Raw genomic sequence first — 17,703 nt, forward strand, 5'->3', positions numbered from 1 at the left:
CCGGAGAGGGGCTTAGCGTAAGCGTTTCTCATGTGTATTGGGTTTGTTGGTTTCAAAGTCGGTCGAAGGCTTGTGGCCATTCCTTCACTTCACCGGGCCGCCCACAACAGGGACCGCCCAAGCGGAGGTGTTCCACATGGGCGGTAAAGATGCGCTGGTGCAGGTAGATATGCAAGGCGATCGACGAAGATGCCCGTTCAGGAGGACCCGAACGACTTTCAAGGTCGGCTCAAGAAAGACGAGCCATCAGCGACCTCGCCAGGCCAGCCAAGGCATCCAGCTTTTGCCCCGGGGCACCACAGCGTTCCAAGGCCCCGATGGCCATCTGCTCGTGTCCGGCAACTACTTCCTCGGCGGCCTGGGGTACGCCCAACTCGGACAAGGCATGCCGCATGGCGGGCACATCCCGTTCCGCCGCAGGAAGCGCCAACTGGCTGGCCAACAAGCTCTTTCCCACACGACTTTCCCGGGCCAAGCCCTCGATCAGCAACCAGGTCTTCTTGCCGGCCCGCAGGTCGCCCCCGCTTTGCTTGCCCACCCGGTCCGGGTCTCCGAAGGCATCCAACAGATCATCGCGCAATTGGAAGGCGATGCCCAACTGCTCCCCGAAGTGGCCGATGTGGTCGACGTCCTCCTTGGAAGCCCCGGCCCTGATCGCCCCGATGCGCAGGGCACCGGCCAGCAGAACGGCGGTCTTCAAGCGGATCATCTCCATGTACTCCTCCAGCCCCACATGGGTCCGTGTCTCGAAGGCCATGTCCTGCTGCTGACCCTCGCACACCCAGAGGGCATGGCGGCTGAACTCCTCCGCGATCGCGGGGTCGCGGGCCATCAACTGGTAGGCCTTCACCAGCATCGCATCACCACTGAGAATGGCCGTGTTCACATCCCACTTCATGTGCACGGTGGGCCGGCCGCGCCGCAAGGGGGCCTGGTCCATGATGTCGTCGTGCATCAAAGTGAAGTTGTGGAAGAGTTCGATGCCCAGAGCTTCCTGAAGCGCTTCGGCCGGGGCGCCACCGAAGGCTTCGCAAGCCATCAGGGTGGCCACCGGGCGAACCCGCTTGGCGGGCAGGCGCATGAGGTAGGCCATGGGGCCATAGAGTCCGTCATCCGGCAGAACATCCGCCCAGGCCGCGATCTCGCGGTCCACCAAGGTGCGCAGGTCCTGGAAGGAGGTCATGCCGTTCGGCGGGACAGCATCTTCATCAGGTACTCGCCATAGCCGCTCTTGAGGAGTGGACGTGCCAGGGCCTCCAACTGTTCATCGGTGATGAAACCCCGCTTCCAGGCGATCTCCTCGATGCAGCCGATCCGCAGCCCCTGCCGCTCCTCGATCACCTGCACGAACTGCGCGGCCTGCATCAGGGAGCGGAAGGTGCCCGTGTCCAGCCAGGCCGTGCCACGATCGAGGATCTCCACCTTCAACCGGCCCTGCCGCAGGTATTCCCGGTTCACATCGGTGATCTCGTACTCGCCGCGCGCGCTCGGCTTCAGCCCCGCAGCGATGTCCAGCACGGTGTTGTCATAGAAGTAGAGGCCGGGCACGGCATAGTTGCTCTTGGGCACGGCGGGTTTCTCCTCGATGCTCAACGCCCGGTTCTCCGCATCGAACTCCACCACGCCGTAGCGTTCGGGATCGCTCACGTGGTAGGCGAAGACGAGACCACCCTGCGGATCGGTGTGCTCCGCCAGCATGCGGCCCAGGCCTCGGCCGTAGAAGATGTTGTCGCCCAGGATCAGCGCCACGCTGTCGCTGCCCACGAACTCGCGGCCGATGACGAAGGCCTGCGCCAGCCCGTTCGGCACCGGCTGCTCGGCGTAGCTGAATGAACAACCCAGCTGAGCGCCATCGCCCAACAGCTTGCGGAAGCTGGGCAGATCGTGCGGGGTGCTGATGATGAGGATCTCCCGGATGCCCGATGCCAGCAGGGTGCTGAGCGGGTAATAGATCATGGGCTTGTCGTACACGGGCATCAACTGCTTGCTCACCGCCAGGGTGAGGGGATGCAGCCGCGTGCCCGATCCGCCGGCCAGGATGATGCCTTTCATGTGCCTTGGGGTCGTTGGTCCGATCGTTCGTTGTCCTTGTCTTCCTCCTGCGCTTCGTCCAGCACGGCCGGGTCGGGCGCGCTTTCCTCGTCCATCATGTCCAGCACCGGCTCCTCGAAGGACCGCGTGGTCATCACGCGCTCGAAGCTCAGCAGCATCGAAGGCAGGATCAGCAGGTTGGTGAACATGGCCACCAGCAGGGTGAAACTCACCAGCAGCCCCAAGGCCTGCGTACCGCCGAAATCCGAGAAGACGAAGAGGCTGAAGCCGCAGAAGAGCACGATGCTGGTGTACATCATGCTCACGCCCGCCTCGCGGATGGCCTGGAAGACCGAGGCGCGGATGTCGTGCCCGGTGAGCTTGAGCTCCTGCCGGTACTTGGCCAGGTAGTGGATCGCGTCATCCACCGAGATGCCGAAGGCGATGCTGAAGACCAGGATGGTGCTGGGCTTGATGGGAATACCGAGGTAGCCCATCATGCCGGCCGTCATGATCAGCGGCACCAGATTGGGGATCAGCGAGATCAGCACCATGCGGAAGCTGTTGAAGAGCAGCGCCATGATGCCGGAGATGAGGACCACGGCCAGAATGAGCGAGATCAACAGGTTCTTCACCATGTACTTGCTGCCTTCCAGAAAGACCACGCTGGTGCCGGTGAGCACCACGCGGAATTTCTCCGGATCGAAGAGGCTGTCCACCTGCGCACGGAGATCGGCGAGGAGAACGTCCATGCGCGCGGTGCCCACATCGGCCACCTGCATGGTGAGCCGTGTGGCCTGGCGCTCCTCATCCAGGAAGCCCCGGGCCACGCCGCCCTGCTCCCGGGCGCCTTCCAGATAGGGGGCGATGAACTGGTCCGGCCCGCTGGAGCGGAGCAACTGGTAGCGCTCGGGGTCGCCGCCATAGAAGGCCTGTTTGGTGAACTTCACCGCATCGGCGATGGAGAGCGATCGCGAAAGCTCCGGGTAGAGGGCCAGGGTATCCTGCAGGCGCGAGATCAAACGCAGGTTGGCCTCCTTGAGCGCCTGCCCCTTCTTGCGCGTGTCGATCATCACCTCCAGGGGCATCACGCCGTTGAACTCGCGCTCGAAGAAGCGCAGGTCCTGCATCACGGGGTCGTCCATGGGCAGATCGTCCACCACGCGGCTTTCGTTCTTCAACCGCGTCACACCCAGCAGGCCGATCACCACGAACAGGCCGGTGAAGGCGTAGACCAGCGGACGCCGGTGCTGCACGATGTGGATGAGCTGCGCCGTGCTGCGGTCCACCCACTTGCGCTCCAGGTGCGCCAGGTGGCGGTCCTTCGGTTCGCCCTGCATGCTGAAGAGGATGGGCACCAGCAGGATGCTGAGCGCGAAGACGGCCATGATGTTCAGCGCGGCGATCACACCGAACTGCTTGAGCACATCGCTGTACGTGAGAATGAAGGTGGCGAAGCCCGTGGCCGTGGTGGCGTTGGTGATGAAGCTGGCCTTGCCCACGCGGTAGATCACCCGCGTGAGGGCCTTGATGCGGTTGCGGTGCCGCGCGTACTCGTAGTGGTACTTGTTGATGAGGAAGATGCAATTGGGGATGCCGATGACGATGACCAGCGGGGGGATGATGGCCATGACCGAGGTGAGCTTGTAGCCCAGCAGGCCGATGGATCCCACGGCCCACACCACGCCCACCACCACCACCAGCAGGCACACCAGCATCACGCGCCAGCTCTTGAAGAATAACAGCAGCAGCACCGCCACGGTGAGGATCATCAAGCCCACGAACATGCGCAGCTCGGTCCTGGTCCTTTCGGTGACCACGGTGCGGATGAAGGGCAGGCCGCTGCGGTAGACCTTGAAACGCCCTTGGGCGAACTCGTCCACGCGCCGGGCGATCTGGTCCACCATGTCGCCGCGCCGTTCGCTGTTGAAGCGCTCGGCGTTGACGAAGACCATCATCAAGCTGGTGTTGCTGCTGTCGTTGTAAAGCACCCCCTTGTAGAAGGGCAGATCGCGCACCCGCGCGCGCACCGCATCCACCTCTTCCTGGGTCACCGGCATCGCAGGCACCACGGGCGCGAGTTGGAAACGCATCAGGCTGTCATCGCGCACCAGCTCGAAGAGATGCGCTTCGGAGAAGACCGAGTCCACGCCCTCCTGTGCCTTCAGATCACGGCCCAGCTTCCACCAGCCCTGGAAGTTGTCCAACTCATTGAGCCGCCTGTCCTGCACGGCCAGCACGATCACGTTGCCGTCCTCGGAGAACTTGCTGTGCAGCTCCTCGTACTGGACAAAGGCGCTGTCGGTCTTGGGCAGCAGGCCGCCGAATTTGTAGCTCACCTCCACGTTCTTCATCTCGTAGCCGAGGAAGAGCGTGATCAGCCCGAGCACCACCAGGATGCCCGTTCGGTTGCGTATGATCCTGCTGGAAAGCCAGGCCCACATGGGTCGGGAGGGGCCGCCCGGGATCGGCCGGACAGCGCGGGCAAAGGAACGAGATCCGGGGCGGGCCTGCGGGCTGTTCACCGCCCCAACCCCAGGGTGAGTTTCAGCGCCAGGTTGTCCGCCACATCGGGCAGGGCGTTGGGGCCGAAGCGGTAGAAGGCACCCACGCCGAAGGCGGTGAAGCCGCTGCGCAGCAGGTTGTCCAGTTGCAGGCCACCTTCCAGGTAGCCCTCGCGGGCATCCTTGAAGATGTAACCACGGTGGCGCTCCGGCCTATCCAGTGCGCCCACGCCGCCATTCAGCACCAGCACCGGCACAGGCTTGAACTTCTTCCCCTTGAAGAGGAGGTTGCCGAAGCTGTGGCGCAGGTGCAAGGCGAGGTAGCGGTCCGCGAGGAACTCGTTGGGGCGCATGGTCTCGAAGGTGTTCATGGTGGCCACGGGCAGGCCGCTGGTCCAGGTGCCGCGCAGGTTGAAGAGGAAGGGATAGGGCGCCTGCGGGTCGGCCAGGCCGCCCACGAGGCGGAGCGCGAGATCGCCGGCCATGCGCAGGCGGAAGGTCTTCTCCACCATGGCGTCCACGCGCCAGAGGTCCAACTCCCCCTCCCACAGGCCATCCGCGGCACGCATGGCGTTGAGGTAGAGCACGGGCCACTTGGTGCCCAGGCCGAACTGCCCGGCGGGCACACGCGCCACCTGCTCGCGGTGTGCGTAGCGCAGCGCCACGGTGAGTTCGCCGGTGCGGAAGCGGTCGCTGAGCAGGGTCACGCCCTCGGCCACCTCCTCCGCGTAGTTGTAGCCGATCAGATTGAGGCGTTCCACACGCTGGGCGCCCAGCCACACGCGCAGTGGGCCACCCACCCGGAAGGACAGTTCGCCCCCGATCCGCTCTGTGCGGTCCATGCGATCCACGTAGAACCAGCGGTAGCTCTCGGTGGTGAGGGTGCGCGGCAGCCCCTGATAGGCCACCCCACCGCTCTCCTCCACATCGTAGGCATACAGCGCCCGCAGTACCGGACCCCGGCCCTGCCAGGGCCGGATCGCCAGGTCGCCGCCGTACTTCCACGCTTCATCCTGGAAGCCATAGGCGAACCAGCCGCCCAGCCGCACATGGCGGCTCACCTTGCTGTTGGTCTGCGCGCCCAGCCCCAGCCGGATGCCCTCATAGCCGTTGTACCGCAGCAGCCGTTCCAGCGGCAGGTCGAATGGGCCCGCACGCAGGCGGCCGCTGGCCAGCACCGCCGCCCAGCGCAACTTCCGCTCGATGTTCTCCGCCTCGCTGATGCTGTCGATGGCGACGTAGGTGCGCAGCTCCCTGCCCTCCAACGGCTCCGTGCGCAGGCTGTCCCAGAAGGTCTCGTCCCTGCGTGCGGCAATGCGCTCCATCACGAAGCCCGGTCCGCGCACCTCGCGGCGCTCCACCGGTGCGTCCAGTTGGATGTCCTTCAGATAGGTGCGCCCCACGCCGATCGCTTTCCACTTGTTCACCTGCACCATGTCCAGGTAGAGGAAGGTGTTGAGCTGCGCGGGGAACCAGGCGCGGCCACCGACCTTCTCGAACTTCTGTTGCAGCTTGATGCTGAAGTTGCCCGTGCGCTCCACCGGCTCGGCGATCACGTTCTGTAGCGCGTAGCCGTCGGTGTTCACGTAGAGCACTCCTTGCAGCGCATCGAATTTGCGGCCGCTGCGCGGGCGGTAGCTGATGATATAGACCGTGTCCACGCCTTGGTACAAGGTGTCCTCCAGAATGAAGAGGTAGCGCGCGGTGCTGTTGGGCCCGATGGGGCTCAGGTAGGTCTTCTCGCCAAGTGGTATCTGTGGCTCGTAGATGGAGAAGGTCTTGGTGGAGGCGGCCAGGGCGATGAGCGAGGGATCCTTCAAGCCGCTCACGCGCATGGCGATCACTTCCTCCTTCTCCGAAGCGGGCGGGATGAAGCTGCGCTTGGTGGCGCTCTCGATCAGCAGCAGGTGTTGCTTGTCCAGCCAGTCGATCGCCTGCAGGTCGCTGCTGTCCAACTGCGCCATGCGCTCGGGATCGTTCAACACGGCGCTGTCCAGGGCGGCGGTGAAGATGGTCTTGCTGTAGCTGGTGTAGCGGTGCGCGCGGTTGCGCAAGCCATCGTTCTCCTTGCGGTTCGCATGCACCCGGTCGATGATGCGGTGCGCGGGGTTCTCGCCAGGGAGGATCTCCACCGGCCGCAACTCGTAGGTGGCACGCTCCAGGCGCACGAGCATCGGTGCGCCCGCCTGTCCGACCAGCTCGGTGGGTCTGTAGCCCACGTAACTGAAGCGCAGCAACGTGCTCGCACTTGCGACCTCCACGGAGAAGCGGCCGTCGATGTCGGAGGTGGCGCCTTCCCGTCTGCCTTCCGGCACCACATGCACAAAGGCCAATGCTTCGTTGGTCCGATCATCCACCACACGGCCGGTGATGACATGCTGCGCAGTCATCACCAGCGGATACATGGCGCAGGACAACGAAAGGACTCGGCAGGTGGTGCGCAGCGGGAACATTCGCGGAAAAGGGTCGCGGGCCGAAAGTAGCCGGGGTGCGCACCAGGGCGTCGCCGTCCGTCACAGCAAGTGGGCCGGTCCTACCTTTCCGCCATGCTCGCCCGTGGCCGTGATGCGTTGGAATGGACCCGCAGGTCCACGCCGCGCCGCGTGCGCAACGCGCTCGGTCTGTGGGGCAGCTATCAATGCGCCAAGCGCGGCGGCGATCCGCGCATCGGCGGCATGCCTTTCAGCATCAGCTTCGAGCCCACCACGGCCTGCAACCTGCGCTGCCCGGAATGCCCCAGTGGCTTGCGGTCCTTCACGCGCCCCACCGGCAACCTCAAGCAGGACCTGTTCCGCCGCGTGATCGACGAGCTGGCACCCGACCTCTGGGCCCTCACCTTCTACTTCCAAGGAGAGCCCTACATCAACCCGGGCTTTCTTGACATGGCACGCTACGCCGCCGACCAGGGTATCTACACGGCCACCAGCACCAATGGGCACTTTCTGGATGAGGCCCGCGCCGAGGCCACCGTGCGCAGCGGCTTGTCGCGGCTGATCATCTCGCTCGACGGCACCACGCAGGAGACCTACGCGCAGTATCGCCGCGAAGGCGAACTGGCCAAAGTGATCGAAGGAGCGCGCAACATCATCGCCTGGAAACGGAAATTGAAGAGCCGCACCCCGCATGTGGTGTTCCAGTTCCTGGTGGTGAAGCCCAACGAGCACCAGATACCCGATGCGCGAAAGCTTGCCAAGGAACTCGGTGTTGATGAACTGTGGCTGAAGACCGCGCAGATCTACGACCCGAAGGACGACCATCCCTTGATCCCGGACCAGGACCGCTATGCGCGCTACCGGCGCAACGCGAACGGTGTGTGGGAGGTGAAGAACAGACTCGACGACGACTGCTGGAAGATGTGGCACAGCTGCGTGGTGACCTGGGATGGTCGCGTGGTGCCCTGCTGTTTCGACAAGGACGCGCACCATGTGCTGGGCGATCTGCGCACGCACAGCTTCCGCGAGCTATGGCATGGTGAAGCCTATGCGGCTTTCAGACGATCGCTGTTGCGATCCCGGAGCAGCATCGAGATGTGCAGGAACTGCAGCGAGGGGAGCCCGGTGTGGGCATGACGCTCAGACTCCCATGGTCACTCGGGCTTGACCCGGAGTGACAAAGCGATGTTGGCACGAAGTCGAAGCCGAGGCCTACACCTTCATGATGTCCTTCTCCTTGGCCTCCACCAGGGCGTCCACCTTTTTGTTATAGGTGCCGGTGAGTTTCTCCACCTGCCCTTCCAGGTCCTTGGCGTGGTCCTCCGGCAGGCCGTCCTTCTTGGCGGCCTTGATGGCCTCCATGGCTTTCTGCCTGCTGCTGCGGATGCCCACGCGCGCGTGCTCTCCCTCCTTGTGCGCGGTCTTCACCAGGTCCTTGCGGCGCTCCTCGGTGAGCATGGGCACGTGGATGATGACACTCTCCCCGTTGTTGCTCGGATTGAAGCCGAGATTGGCCCCGATGATCGCCTTCTCGATGGCGTCGATCATCTTCTTCTCCCAGGGCTTGACGAAGATGGTGCGGGCATCACCGGTGTTCACCGCCGCCACCTGTGAGAGGGGCACCATGCTGCCGTAGTAGTCCACCCGCACCGTATCGAGCATGCCGGGGTTGGCCGCCCCCGCGCGGATCTTGGTCAGTTCATGTTCCAAGTGGTCCACGGCCTTGTGCATGTGTTCCTCACATTGCTGGATGGCGGCGTTCGTGTCGGTCATGGCGGTCGGTGGAATGATGGGACGGCAAAAATAGCCGCACCTCGGGCGGGTTCAAAGGAAACGGAAGGACACACCCACGAGCACCTGACCGCTGCGCCAGAAGCGGTCCGCACCATTGCCGGAGACGGTGTTGCCCGCGCCTCCTTCTTCGCTGGACCGTATGCGCTCCAGGCCGGTGGCGCCGTAAGGGATGGCGCCGTCATGCGCGAGGTCGGCGAGCACGCGGTCCTGCCCGTCCGCGCCGGCCAGCAGCGGATAGGCCAGGATGTTGCCGCGCACGCGATCGTACGATCGGCCCGCCTCCGTGAACTTGGAAGCAAGCAGGAAGCGTCCCAGCCCGAAGAAATTCAGGCGGCCCACCTCCAGCCCGCCACCGAAAGTGAACAGCGTGGTCCAGATGTCAGCGCCGCTCTTGGGAAGGTCCGGTCTGCTCAGGGTGAAATGCTGTTGCTCCAAGCTGTAACTGTGGTCGCTGCGGTCCAGTTCGATCCGCGTGGTGGTCACTTCATATCGTGCCCGCACCAGGGTCAGGTCCATGCCGAAACCGAACTCCATGTACAGCTTGGGCACGTTGTCGTAGATGTGGTTCTCGCCCATGTACCAGCGGATGGGGATGTAGAACCCGATGGCGTCCATGCGCACTTCGTGCATCCGGTAGCGGTCATAAACGACGCGTTCCATGCCTTGCGCGTTGGGACCTGTCACCGCCTCGAAGGCCACCGACTCTTCCGCCCTGGGCATGAGGAACAACCGTCCTTGCGGCATGTACACCGAACCGATGCCCACGGTAGGCGTGCCGATATAGCCGTTGGTGGCACGCAGGTCCGTCAGGTGGCCCACGTCAAAGGGCGATCGGTTCCAATACCCGATCCGCGGGAATGCGGTAAGTTGAAGACCGATGCCGGCCCTGCCGGGCACCACGCGGTCGCCACTCATTTCGCGTGAGCGGACACCGATCTCGATCGCCGCGCCGGGCAGCATGCGGTCCCACTGGCGCGCGCCCAAGGCCATGGCGCGCAGCTCCACGATGGAATTGCGCTCGCCGGGTTCATCGCGCCGCATGCGCACGGATCCATTCGAGGGGGCCGGTTTCTCCGCGACAGCACGTCCCGGCTCCTTGCCGCGCGGGAATGTGGTGAAGGTCTCGGCGGTGCCCACCAGCGATCCTGTGCCGGTATCCAGCGCGCGGAGCATCACATGCATGCGTTTGTCCACGGTGAACAAACGCCCGGTGATGATGGCGTCGGCGGCCACGAGCTTGCCGAGCTCGATCGCCTGCCGCTCATCGAAGGGTCCGCTGGCGGTGCGCCGCTGCTCCTCCAGGACCCGCTCCAGGTGGCGTCTTTCCACCACCATGACGCCCTGTGCCTCGCTCAGGCGCATGATCAACACCTCCTCCACGTAGGTGATGGTGGAGGCGGGCAGGGTGCCGGCCGGTTCGGAGATGTCGGTGACCGCCACGCGCGATCTGCCGGCGTCCAGCAGTTGCGTCACCAGCCTGTTGGTGGCGCGGGCCATGCTGTCCTGGAAAGCGTTCTGGGCCCACACCGGGCACGCCAGCACCAAGGCGATGGTGGCGATCGTGCATCCTGGTATCAGCGTGCGAAGGGCCATGGGCGCGTTTCCAGCGATCGGCGTGCCGGTCCCGCTGGCGGATGGTCGGATCAGAACTCCACGAGGGTGCCCACCGGCTCTCCCGCCACGATGCGGCCCAGGTTGCCGGGCTTGTTCATGTCGAAGACGATGATGGGGAGCTTGTTCTCGTTGCACAGGGTGAAGGCCGTCAGGTCCATCACATTCAAGCCCTTCGCATAGACCTCGTTGAAGGTGATGCGGTCGTACTTGACGGCGGTGCTGTCCTTCTCCGGATCGGCGGTGTAGATGCCGTCCACCCGGGTACCTTTCAGGATCACATCGGCCTCGATCTCGATGGCGCGCAGGCTGGCTGCCGTGTCGGTGGTGAAATAGGGGTTGCCGGTGCCGGCGCCGAAGATCACGATGCGGCCCTTTTCCAGGTGGCGCACGGCGCGGCGGCGGATGAAGGGTTCGGCGATCTGCTCCATTTTGATGGCGCTGAGCAGGCGGGTCTTGTGGCCCTTGGCCTCCAGCGCGCTTTGCAGGGCAAGGCTGTTGATCAACGTGGCCAGCATGCCCATGTGGTCGCCCTGCACGCGGTCGATGGTGCCATTGGCCTGCATGCCGCGGTAGATGTTGCCGCCACCGATGACGATGGCCACCTCCACCCCCTGCCCGGCGATGCCGATGATCTCGCTGGCGTACTGGTCCAACCTGCCGCTGTCGATCCCATAGGCTTGGTCGCCCATGAGGCTTTCGCCGGAGAGCTTCAGGAGGATGCGCTTGTACTTCAGGCTCATGCGGCTGGGGGGCTGTTGGAAGGCGGCGAAAAATACGCCCCTCGGAGCGATGTCCATGGAAAAGCGAAGGCCCCTCGCGGGAGGGGCCTTCGATACGTCCGATCAAATGACGCTCAAACGGTGAGCGAGTGCCGTGCGAATCCGGTGGCGGTAAGCTCCTTGTCCTGGGCCTTCAGGTATTGCTCCACGCTCAGCTTGTTGTCCTTGATGAACTCCTGGGCGAGCAGGGTGCTTTCCTTGAAGAACTTGTTCAGGCGGCCGTGGGCGATCTTCTCGGCCATCTCGGCGGGCTTGCCCTCCTGGATCGCGAGCTCCTTGCCGATCTCGATCTCCTTGTCCACCACGCTCTGCGGCACGCTCTCCTTGTCCAGGGCGATGGGCGCCATGGCGGCGATCTGCATGGCCACGTCCTTGGCGGCGTTCTCGTGGCCCGCCTTGTTCAGGCCCACGATGCTGGCCACCTTGTTGCCGGGGTGGTTGTAGGCGTAAACGTAGGGCGCGTGCACACGGGCACAGGCGCTCACGTCGATCTTCTCGCCGATCACGCCGGTCTGCTCGATGAGCTTCTCAGCGATGCTCAGGCCATTGCTGTCGTAGGCGGCGGCTTTGATCGCTTCCACGCCATCGAGGTCCTTCTCCAAGGCGATCTCCGCGATGCGCTGCGCCATGGCGGCGAAGTCGGCGTTCTTGGCCACGAAGTCGGTCTCGCAGTTCACGCACACCAGCGCACCCCTGGTGTTGTCGGCGGTGGTGATGGCGATCACGAGGCCCTCGGTGGCATCGCGGTCCGCGCGCTTGGCGGCCACTTTCTGGCCCTGCTTGCGCAGGATGTCGATGGCGAGGTCGAAATCGCCATTGGCCTCGGTAAGGGCCTTCTTGCAATCCATCATACCCGCGCCGGTGATCTGGCGCAGCTTGTTCACATCGGCAGCGGTAATGGCCATGGTGCTCATGCTTGTTGGTCTATTGGGGCGCGCAGCTGCACGCCGGGGTCAACGGTCCTCCTCCTCGGCATTGTCGCCGGCCACTTCCTCGGCCACATCGGCCGGTGCGGCATCATCCGCAGCGCCCTCCTCGGGCACGGTTTCCTCGGCTACAACCTCCTCTCCTTCGGCTTCGGGCGCATCGCCCGCCACGGACTTGTCGTTCACCCTTTCCTCCAGTCCGTCCTGGATGGCCTTGATCATCACGTCCAGCACCAGCTCGATGCTCTTGGTGGCGTCGTCGTTGGCCGGGATCGGAAAGTCCACCAGGGTGGGGTCACTGTTGGTGTCCACCATGGCGAAAGTGGGGATGTTCAGTTTGCGGGCCTCGGCCACGGCGATGTGCTCCTTGGTGATGTCCACGATGAAGAGCGCGCTCGGCAGGCGGGTGAGTTCGGCGATGGAGCCCAGGTTCTTCTCCATCTTCTCGCGCTGGCGGCTCACCTGCAGGCGCTCACGCTTGCTCATGTTCTCGAAGGTGCCGTCGACCTTCATGCGGTCGATGGTGGACATCTTCTTGATGGTGCGGCGTATGGTGCCGAAGTTGGTGAGCATGCCACCGCTCCAACGCTCGGTGACGTACGGCATGCCGGTGGGTTTCACCTTCTCGGTGACGATGTCCTTGGCCTGCTTCTTCGTGGCCACGAAAAGGACCTTCTTGCCACTGCGCGCCATGTTCTTCATGGCGGCGGCGGCGTCCTCCAGCTTGGCGGCCGTCTTGTTCAGGTCGATGATGTGGATCCCCTTCTTCTCGGCGAAGATGTAGGGGGCCATATTGGGGTTCCACTTCCGCTTGAGGTGGCCGAAGTGTACGCCCGCCTCCAACAGTTTCTCGAATTCGATGCGTGCCATGTCCTAAGGTGTTCTTTCGTTGATCAGTGGTCCACTTTCCTTGTTCCCGTTGTAGCAGGCATCCCGCTGGTAGCGCCGTTTCCGGTCGGTCCTTCGGGATTGGATGCTGGACCCGCCTACCTGGAGCATGGCGGGGCCGCAAGCGCGGGTCTTAACGCTTGCTGAACTGGAAGCGCTTGCGCGCCTTCTTGCGTCCGAATTTCTTACGCTCCACGGCCCTGGGGTCGCGGGTCATGAGGTCCTCGGCCTTGAGCTTGGGTTTGTTCTCGGCGTCCACCTTCACCAGCGCACGGGCGATGCCCAGACGCACGGCTTCCACCTGGCCGGTGATGCCACCGCCGTCCACGCGGACCACGACGTCATACTTGCCCACCGAATCGGTGAGTTTGAAGGGCTGGTGCAGCTTGGCCTGCTGCACGGTGATGGGGAAGTATTCCTTCCCATCGATGCCATTGACGATGATCTCACCGTTGCCCGGCGTGAGGGTCACGCGGGCCACGGAGGTCTTGCGGCGGCCAAGGCTGAGGGTACGCTCCATGGGCATTACTTGATCGTGTTGAGGTCGATCTTGCGGGGTTTCTGTGCTTCGTGCTTGTGCTCGGCCCCCACGACCACATGCAGGTTGTTGAACTGGCTGCGGCCCAGGCGGGTCTTGGGGAGCATACCGCGCACGGCGATCTCCACCATGGCCTCGGGCTTGCGCACCTTCAGGTCCTTGGCGCGTTCCACGCTGCGGCCACCGGGGTAGCCGCTGTAGCGCTGGTACTCCTTGTCCGCCATCTTCGTGCCGGTCAGGCGCACCTTGTCGGCGTTGATCACGACCACATGGTCGCCGCAATCGACATGGGGGGTGAAGGTGGGCTTGTGCTTGCCGCGAACGAGCATCGCCACTTTGCTGGCGAGGCGGCCAAGTACTTCATTCTCAGCGTCCACGATCAGCCATTCGGGCTGAACGGTGGCCGCGTTGGCCATGCTGGTGGTGTGGGTGGTGGATGCCACGGGTCGGTCGGTATTGATGGGGTAGCCCCCGAAAATGGGCTGCGAAGATAGATGCTTTCCGGCGAAACCAACAACGGGGCTCCCATCCCGAGTTTCGGACCTGCCGGGGTTCAGACCACCCCCAGTTCCTTCCCCACCTTGGCGAAGGCGGCCAGCGCCCGATCGATGTGCGCATCGGTATGCGCGGCGCTGAGCTGCACCCGGATGCGTGCCGTGTCCTTGGGCACCACGGGAAAGAAGAAGCCGATCACGTAGATGCCCTCATCCAGCAGCTGGTCGGCCATCACCTGGCTGAGCTTGGCATCGCCGAGCATCACCGGCACAATGGCCGCTCCGGCACCACGCGTCTTGAAGCCGAGCGCTTCGATGCCGCTGCGGAAACGGTCCACGTTCTTTTCCAGGCGGTCACGCAACTCGGTGCTGCTGCTGAGCAGGTCGATGACCCGGATGGAGGCGCCGACAATGGACGGCGCGAGCGAATTGCTGAAGAGGTAGGGTCGCGAACGCTGACGCAGCATCTCGATGATCTCCTTGCGGGCGCAGGTGTAGCCACCCATGGCCCCGCCCAGCGCCTTGCCCAGGGTGCCGGTGATGATGTCCACACGGCCCATCACCCCGCAGTGCTCCACACTGCCGCGCCCGGTCTTGCCGATGAAGCCGGCGGCGTGGCATTCATCCACCATCACCAGGGCCTCATATTTGTCGGCCAGGTCGCAGATGCCCTTCAGGTCGGCCACGATACCGTCCATGCTGAAGACGCCATCGGTGACGATGATGATGTGGCGGGCGCCATCGGCACGGGCCGACCTCAACTGGGTCTCCAGGTCGGCCATGTCGTTGTTGGCGTAGCGGTAGCGCATGGCCTTGCACAGGCGCACCCCGTCGATAATGCTCGCGTGGTTCAGCGCATCGCTGATGATGGCGTCCTCCTGGCCCAGCAGCGGCTCGAAGACCCCGCCGTTGGCATCGAAGCATGCGGCATAGAGGATGGTGTCCTCCAGACCATGGAAATCCGCCAGTTTCGCCTCCAGCTCCTTGTGGATGTCCTGCGTGCCGCAGATGAAGCGCACGCTGCTCATGCCGAATCCGCGGCTGTCCAACGCGGCATGCGCCGCCTTCACCACTTCGGGATGCGAGGAGAGCCCCAGGTAGTTGTTGGCGCAGAAATTCAATACGGTGCGGCCATTCACCGTGATCTCGGCACCCTGCTCGCTGGTGATGATGCGTTCGCGCTTGAAGAGCCCGGCCTCCTCAATGGCCGCGAGTTCTTTCTGGAGGTGTTGTTGAAGCTTGCCGTACATGGGAATTTCTTCAGGAGTGCAAAGGTGCGATGAAGTCCCGCACCACCCCGCCGTGCTTCATGGTCCCGGCTCGGCAAACCCGCCCCAAAGCTCTTCGGTCGCAGGCTGATAGCCACCATGCGAGGGGCCTTCCATGAGGGTGTTCATCGGACCACCACAGGGCACCGATACCGGCCGATCACTGGATCACCACGATGGAACTGTAGCGCTCACCAAGGGAATTCATCACGGAGACCACATAGCTGCCTTTGGCGAGATGGCCCACGTCGAGGTGCAAGGCACCATCCTGGCCGGTCGTCACCCACTGTTGCCGGTGGACCGATCGTCCGTCGATGCCGTGGATCCACAGATCGACCGATCCGAAGATGGACCGATCGCGCAAGGTGAATCGCCCATCGTTCGGATTCGGAAAAATGGTGAACGCCCCATCCGATGGTTCATCGATACCCGTGACCGAACCGACCTGGACGTCATCCAGATACAGGTTGTTCCCGAAGTTGCTTTCCGCCAGGAACATGAGCAACACCTCGGGTTGGCCGATCACGGATGCCAGACCCACCTGTTCCGCCCGCCACTGTGTCGGGTTGGGTGTGAAGGCGCCCGTGCCGGCGGGTGCGGTGGACAACACGGCCCCGGCCTTGTCATAGAGGGTGCTCCAAGAGGCGCCACAGTCGGTCGACGCCTGGACCATCAGCCTGTCATTGGTGCTGCTGTTGTACTGCCGGTATGCGACGGCGAAATCCAGCGTGGTACCCACCGTGGCATTGGAGAGATCAAGTGCGGGCATCATCAAATGGTCACGCTGACCCGTGATGTTCATCGGACCAGCATGATTATCCATCTTCACGCAACCCTGGCTATTGCCAAAACCTCCGACCGTCGGATTCCTGGTCATCCTGTTGTTCGGGTTGAAATGGACATAGTTCCATCCTGCCGGCGGAAAAGTCGATGCTGTGAATCCTTCGAAGAAGGGTAGCGACTGCACGGGGTCGACCACGCGGAAACTGCCTGCGATCCGGTCGTTCATCACGACCGGATCGGTCGCTCCATTGGGCTGGCTGGTCCACACATCGAGCTGATGGGGGCCATTGACCACCGGCATGGACGGAAGCGTGACCTGTGCCATGGCGCCTGGCGCAAGCGACCCGGTCCATGCAAGAACGGTGGGTGGCCCACCATCCAGGCTTGCATGGATATTCACCGAGGTCAATGCATTGCTGCCGCGGTTGGCCAGATCGACGACAGGTGCGACCGAGGGCGCGCAGATGCCGTGGTCGGTGGAGAAAAAATTCGGCGTGGTGGCGATGGTGGAGGGCGACACGATCGCCGCGATGGACGCATCGTTGGCAAGTGGCTGCGGGTCGATGCGCACCACCTTGTTCCCGTTGTAATGGGTGAACCAGATCCGGCCATCGGGACCCACCTTCAAGCCCATGATACTGGGCATTCCTGTCGTGATCGTTCCAAGCAGCGTGGGGGTCGCACTGACGTCATATAGCCTGATGGCACCGGTGGTATGGTCGCTGACGACCAGTCTTCCCGGAATGTGGTCGATCCCGCTCGGCTGTGTTGCCCATGTATCCACCACCTCCACGGTGGCGCCCTGCACCTGATAGTATCCGGCGAGCGGTTCGTTGCTCGTCGGCGGAACCGAAAGGTTCCCGGTGACCGAGCCACTGTTGACATTCATTCGTTTGATCTGCTTGGCGCCGCCATCGATGAAATACAACCAACCGTTCTCCCGGTCGAGCACCATGTGGCTTGGGATATTGGGCACCCTGCTCACGGGCACGTCGGTGTAGCGCCAGATCTTCCCCGCGCCATGATAGTCGTATCCGGGACCATGGTCCTGCACGAAATCGTAGCGGCAGATATTCCCGAAGTGCCCGTCCATGACCCAATACACCTTGGCCGAATCGCTGGCGATGCCCATGGCGAAAGGGCTTTGGTGCAGCATGTCCAGGTGGCTTCCCAGGGGCAGGCCATTCACCCAGTTGTTCTGGAACACCGTGGCGAAGATGTTCGGATCACCGCTCCACAATGCGGGGCCCATGAATGTTGAGGAGGGTGATGAGGTGTTCTGCACCTCACTCACTGCGGCCCATTCCCCATTGGGGGAAAAGGCCATGGCGCTGGCTTGCACCATGAAATGGCCACTATGACTGTCCTTCCGATACTCGCTCGTCTGGCCGGGCAGCCCCGCGTTCCGAACGATCACCATGCTCCCGCCCGTCGCATTGCCCCTGTTCATCACCCACAACTCGTTGGAGTGGGGTTTGAAATCCAGGTCCCGGGGCAGGCTCACCTGGGCGGCGGCGGTGACGATATCGGTGTAGACCAGGGGGTCCGTGAGGTAGCGGTCCAAGACCGGCACCTGCGCTTCGACCTGCACGACGAGCAGGGTGAGCAGAGATAGACAGATCGTTCGTTCCATGTGATGTTCCGTTTTCGTG

The 17,703-nt window shown here is 63.5% G+C and carries 14 protein-coding genes; 1 reads left to right on the forward strand and 13 read right to left on the reverse strand.

The window, feature by feature from the left end:
• Positions 1–229 precede the first annotated feature (229 nt).
• From KIT10_10170 to KIT10_10185, 4 genes are all read right to left on the reverse strand, one after another.
• Positions 230–1,183, reverse strand: coding sequence for a polyprenyl synthetase family protein (locus KIT10_10170; protein ID MCW5899624.1), 954 nt, complete (start codon positions 1,181–1,183; stop codon positions 230–232).
• The gene (gene rfbA, locus KIT10_10175) at positions 1,180–2,052 is read right to left on the reverse strand and encodes a glucose-1-phosphate thymidylyltransferase RfbA (protein MCW5899625.1); all 873 of its coding nucleotides are present in this window, start codon (positions 2,050–2,052) and stop codon (positions 1,180–1,182) included. Before rfbA ends, KIT10_10170 begins: the two co-directional genes overlap by 4 nt.
• Complete coding sequence (locus KIT10_10180) at positions 2,049–4,475, reverse strand: MMPL family transporter (GenBank protein MCW5899626.1); 2,427 nt, start codon at positions 4,473–4,475, stop codon at positions 2,049–2,051. Before KIT10_10180 ends, rfbA begins: the two co-directional genes overlap by 4 nt.
• A 77-nt stretch (positions 4,476–4,552) precedes the next feature.
• Complete coding sequence (locus KIT10_10185; protein ID MCW5899627.1) at positions 4,553–6,940, reverse strand: carboxypeptidase-like regulatory domain-containing protein; 2,388 nt, start codon at positions 6,938–6,940, stop codon at positions 4,553–4,555.
• A 141-nt stretch (positions 6,941–7,081) separates the two neighbouring features.
• Here KIT10_10185 and KIT10_10190 point away from each other — a divergent pair, with 141 nt between their 5' ends.
• Positions 7,082–8,104 carry an SPASM domain-containing protein gene (locus KIT10_10190; protein ID MCW5899628.1) on the forward strand — a complete coding sequence of 341 codons (1,023 nt, stop codon included), beginning with the start codon at positions 7,082–7,084 and terminating at the stop codon, positions 8,102–8,104.
• A 75-nt stretch (positions 8,105–8,179) separates the two neighbouring features.
• Here KIT10_10190 and frr read toward each other — a convergent pair whose 3' ends face one another.
• From frr to KIT10_10235, 9 genes are all read right to left on the reverse strand, one after another.
• Entirely contained in the window at positions 8,180–8,740 is a 561-nt protein-coding gene (gene frr / locus KIT10_10195; protein MCW5899629.1) for a ribosome recycling factor, read from the reverse strand.
• 51 nt (positions 8,741–8,791) lie between these two features.
• Positions 8,792–10,354 carry a hypothetical protein gene (locus tag KIT10_10200; protein MCW5899630.1) on the reverse strand — a complete coding sequence of 521 codons (1,563 nt, stop codon included), beginning with the start codon at positions 10,352–10,354 and terminating at the stop codon, positions 8,792–8,794.
• A gap of 50 nt (positions 10,355–10,404) precedes the next feature.
• Complete coding sequence (pyrH, locus tag KIT10_10205) at positions 10,405–11,109, reverse strand: UMP kinase (protein MCW5899631.1); 705 nt, start codon at positions 11,107–11,109, stop codon at positions 10,405–10,407.
• 119 nt (positions 11,110–11,228) lie between these two features.
• On the reverse strand, positions 11,229–12,059 hold the full coding sequence (locus KIT10_10210; protein MCW5899632.1) for an elongation factor Ts: 831 nt from the start codon (positions 12,057–12,059) through the stop codon (positions 11,229–11,231).
• 48 nt (positions 12,060–12,107) lie between these two features.
• Positions 12,108–12,950, reverse strand: a complete 843-nt coding sequence (gene rpsB / locus KIT10_10215) for a 30S ribosomal protein S2 (protein ID MCW5899633.1) — start codon at positions 12,948–12,950, stop codon at positions 12,108–12,110.
• A 151-nt stretch (positions 12,951–13,101) separates the two neighbouring features.
• Positions 13,102–13,488, reverse strand: coding sequence for a 30S ribosomal protein S9 (rpsI, locus tag KIT10_10220; protein ID MCW5899634.1), 387 nt, complete (start codon positions 13,486–13,488; stop codon positions 13,102–13,104).
• A gap of 5 nt (positions 13,489–13,493) precedes the next feature.
• Positions 13,494–13,949 carry a 50S ribosomal protein L13 gene (gene rplM, locus KIT10_10225; protein ID MCW5899635.1) on the reverse strand — a complete coding sequence of 152 codons (456 nt, stop codon included), beginning with the start codon at positions 13,947–13,949 and terminating at the stop codon, positions 13,494–13,496.
• Positions 13,950–14,059: 110 nt separating this feature from the next.
• Positions 14,060–15,250 carry a glycine C-acetyltransferase gene (gene kbl / locus KIT10_10230; GenBank protein MCW5899636.1) on the reverse strand — a complete coding sequence of 397 codons (1,191 nt, stop codon included), beginning with the start codon at positions 15,248–15,250 and terminating at the stop codon, positions 14,060–14,062.
• A 178-nt stretch (positions 15,251–15,428) separates the two neighbouring features.
• On the reverse strand, positions 15,429–17,684 hold the full coding sequence (locus KIT10_10235; GenBank protein MCW5899637.1) for a choice-of-anchor J domain-containing protein: 2,256 nt from the start codon (positions 17,682–17,684) through the stop codon (positions 15,429–15,431).
• Between the last annotated feature and the right edge of the window lie 19 nt (positions 17,685–17,703).

It is taken from the genome of Flavobacteriales bacterium, from assembly GCA_026129465.1.
In the GTDB taxonomy this organism is placed as follows: Bacteria; Bacteroidota; Bacteroidia; order Flavobacteriales_F; family PHOS-HE28; genus PHOS-HE28.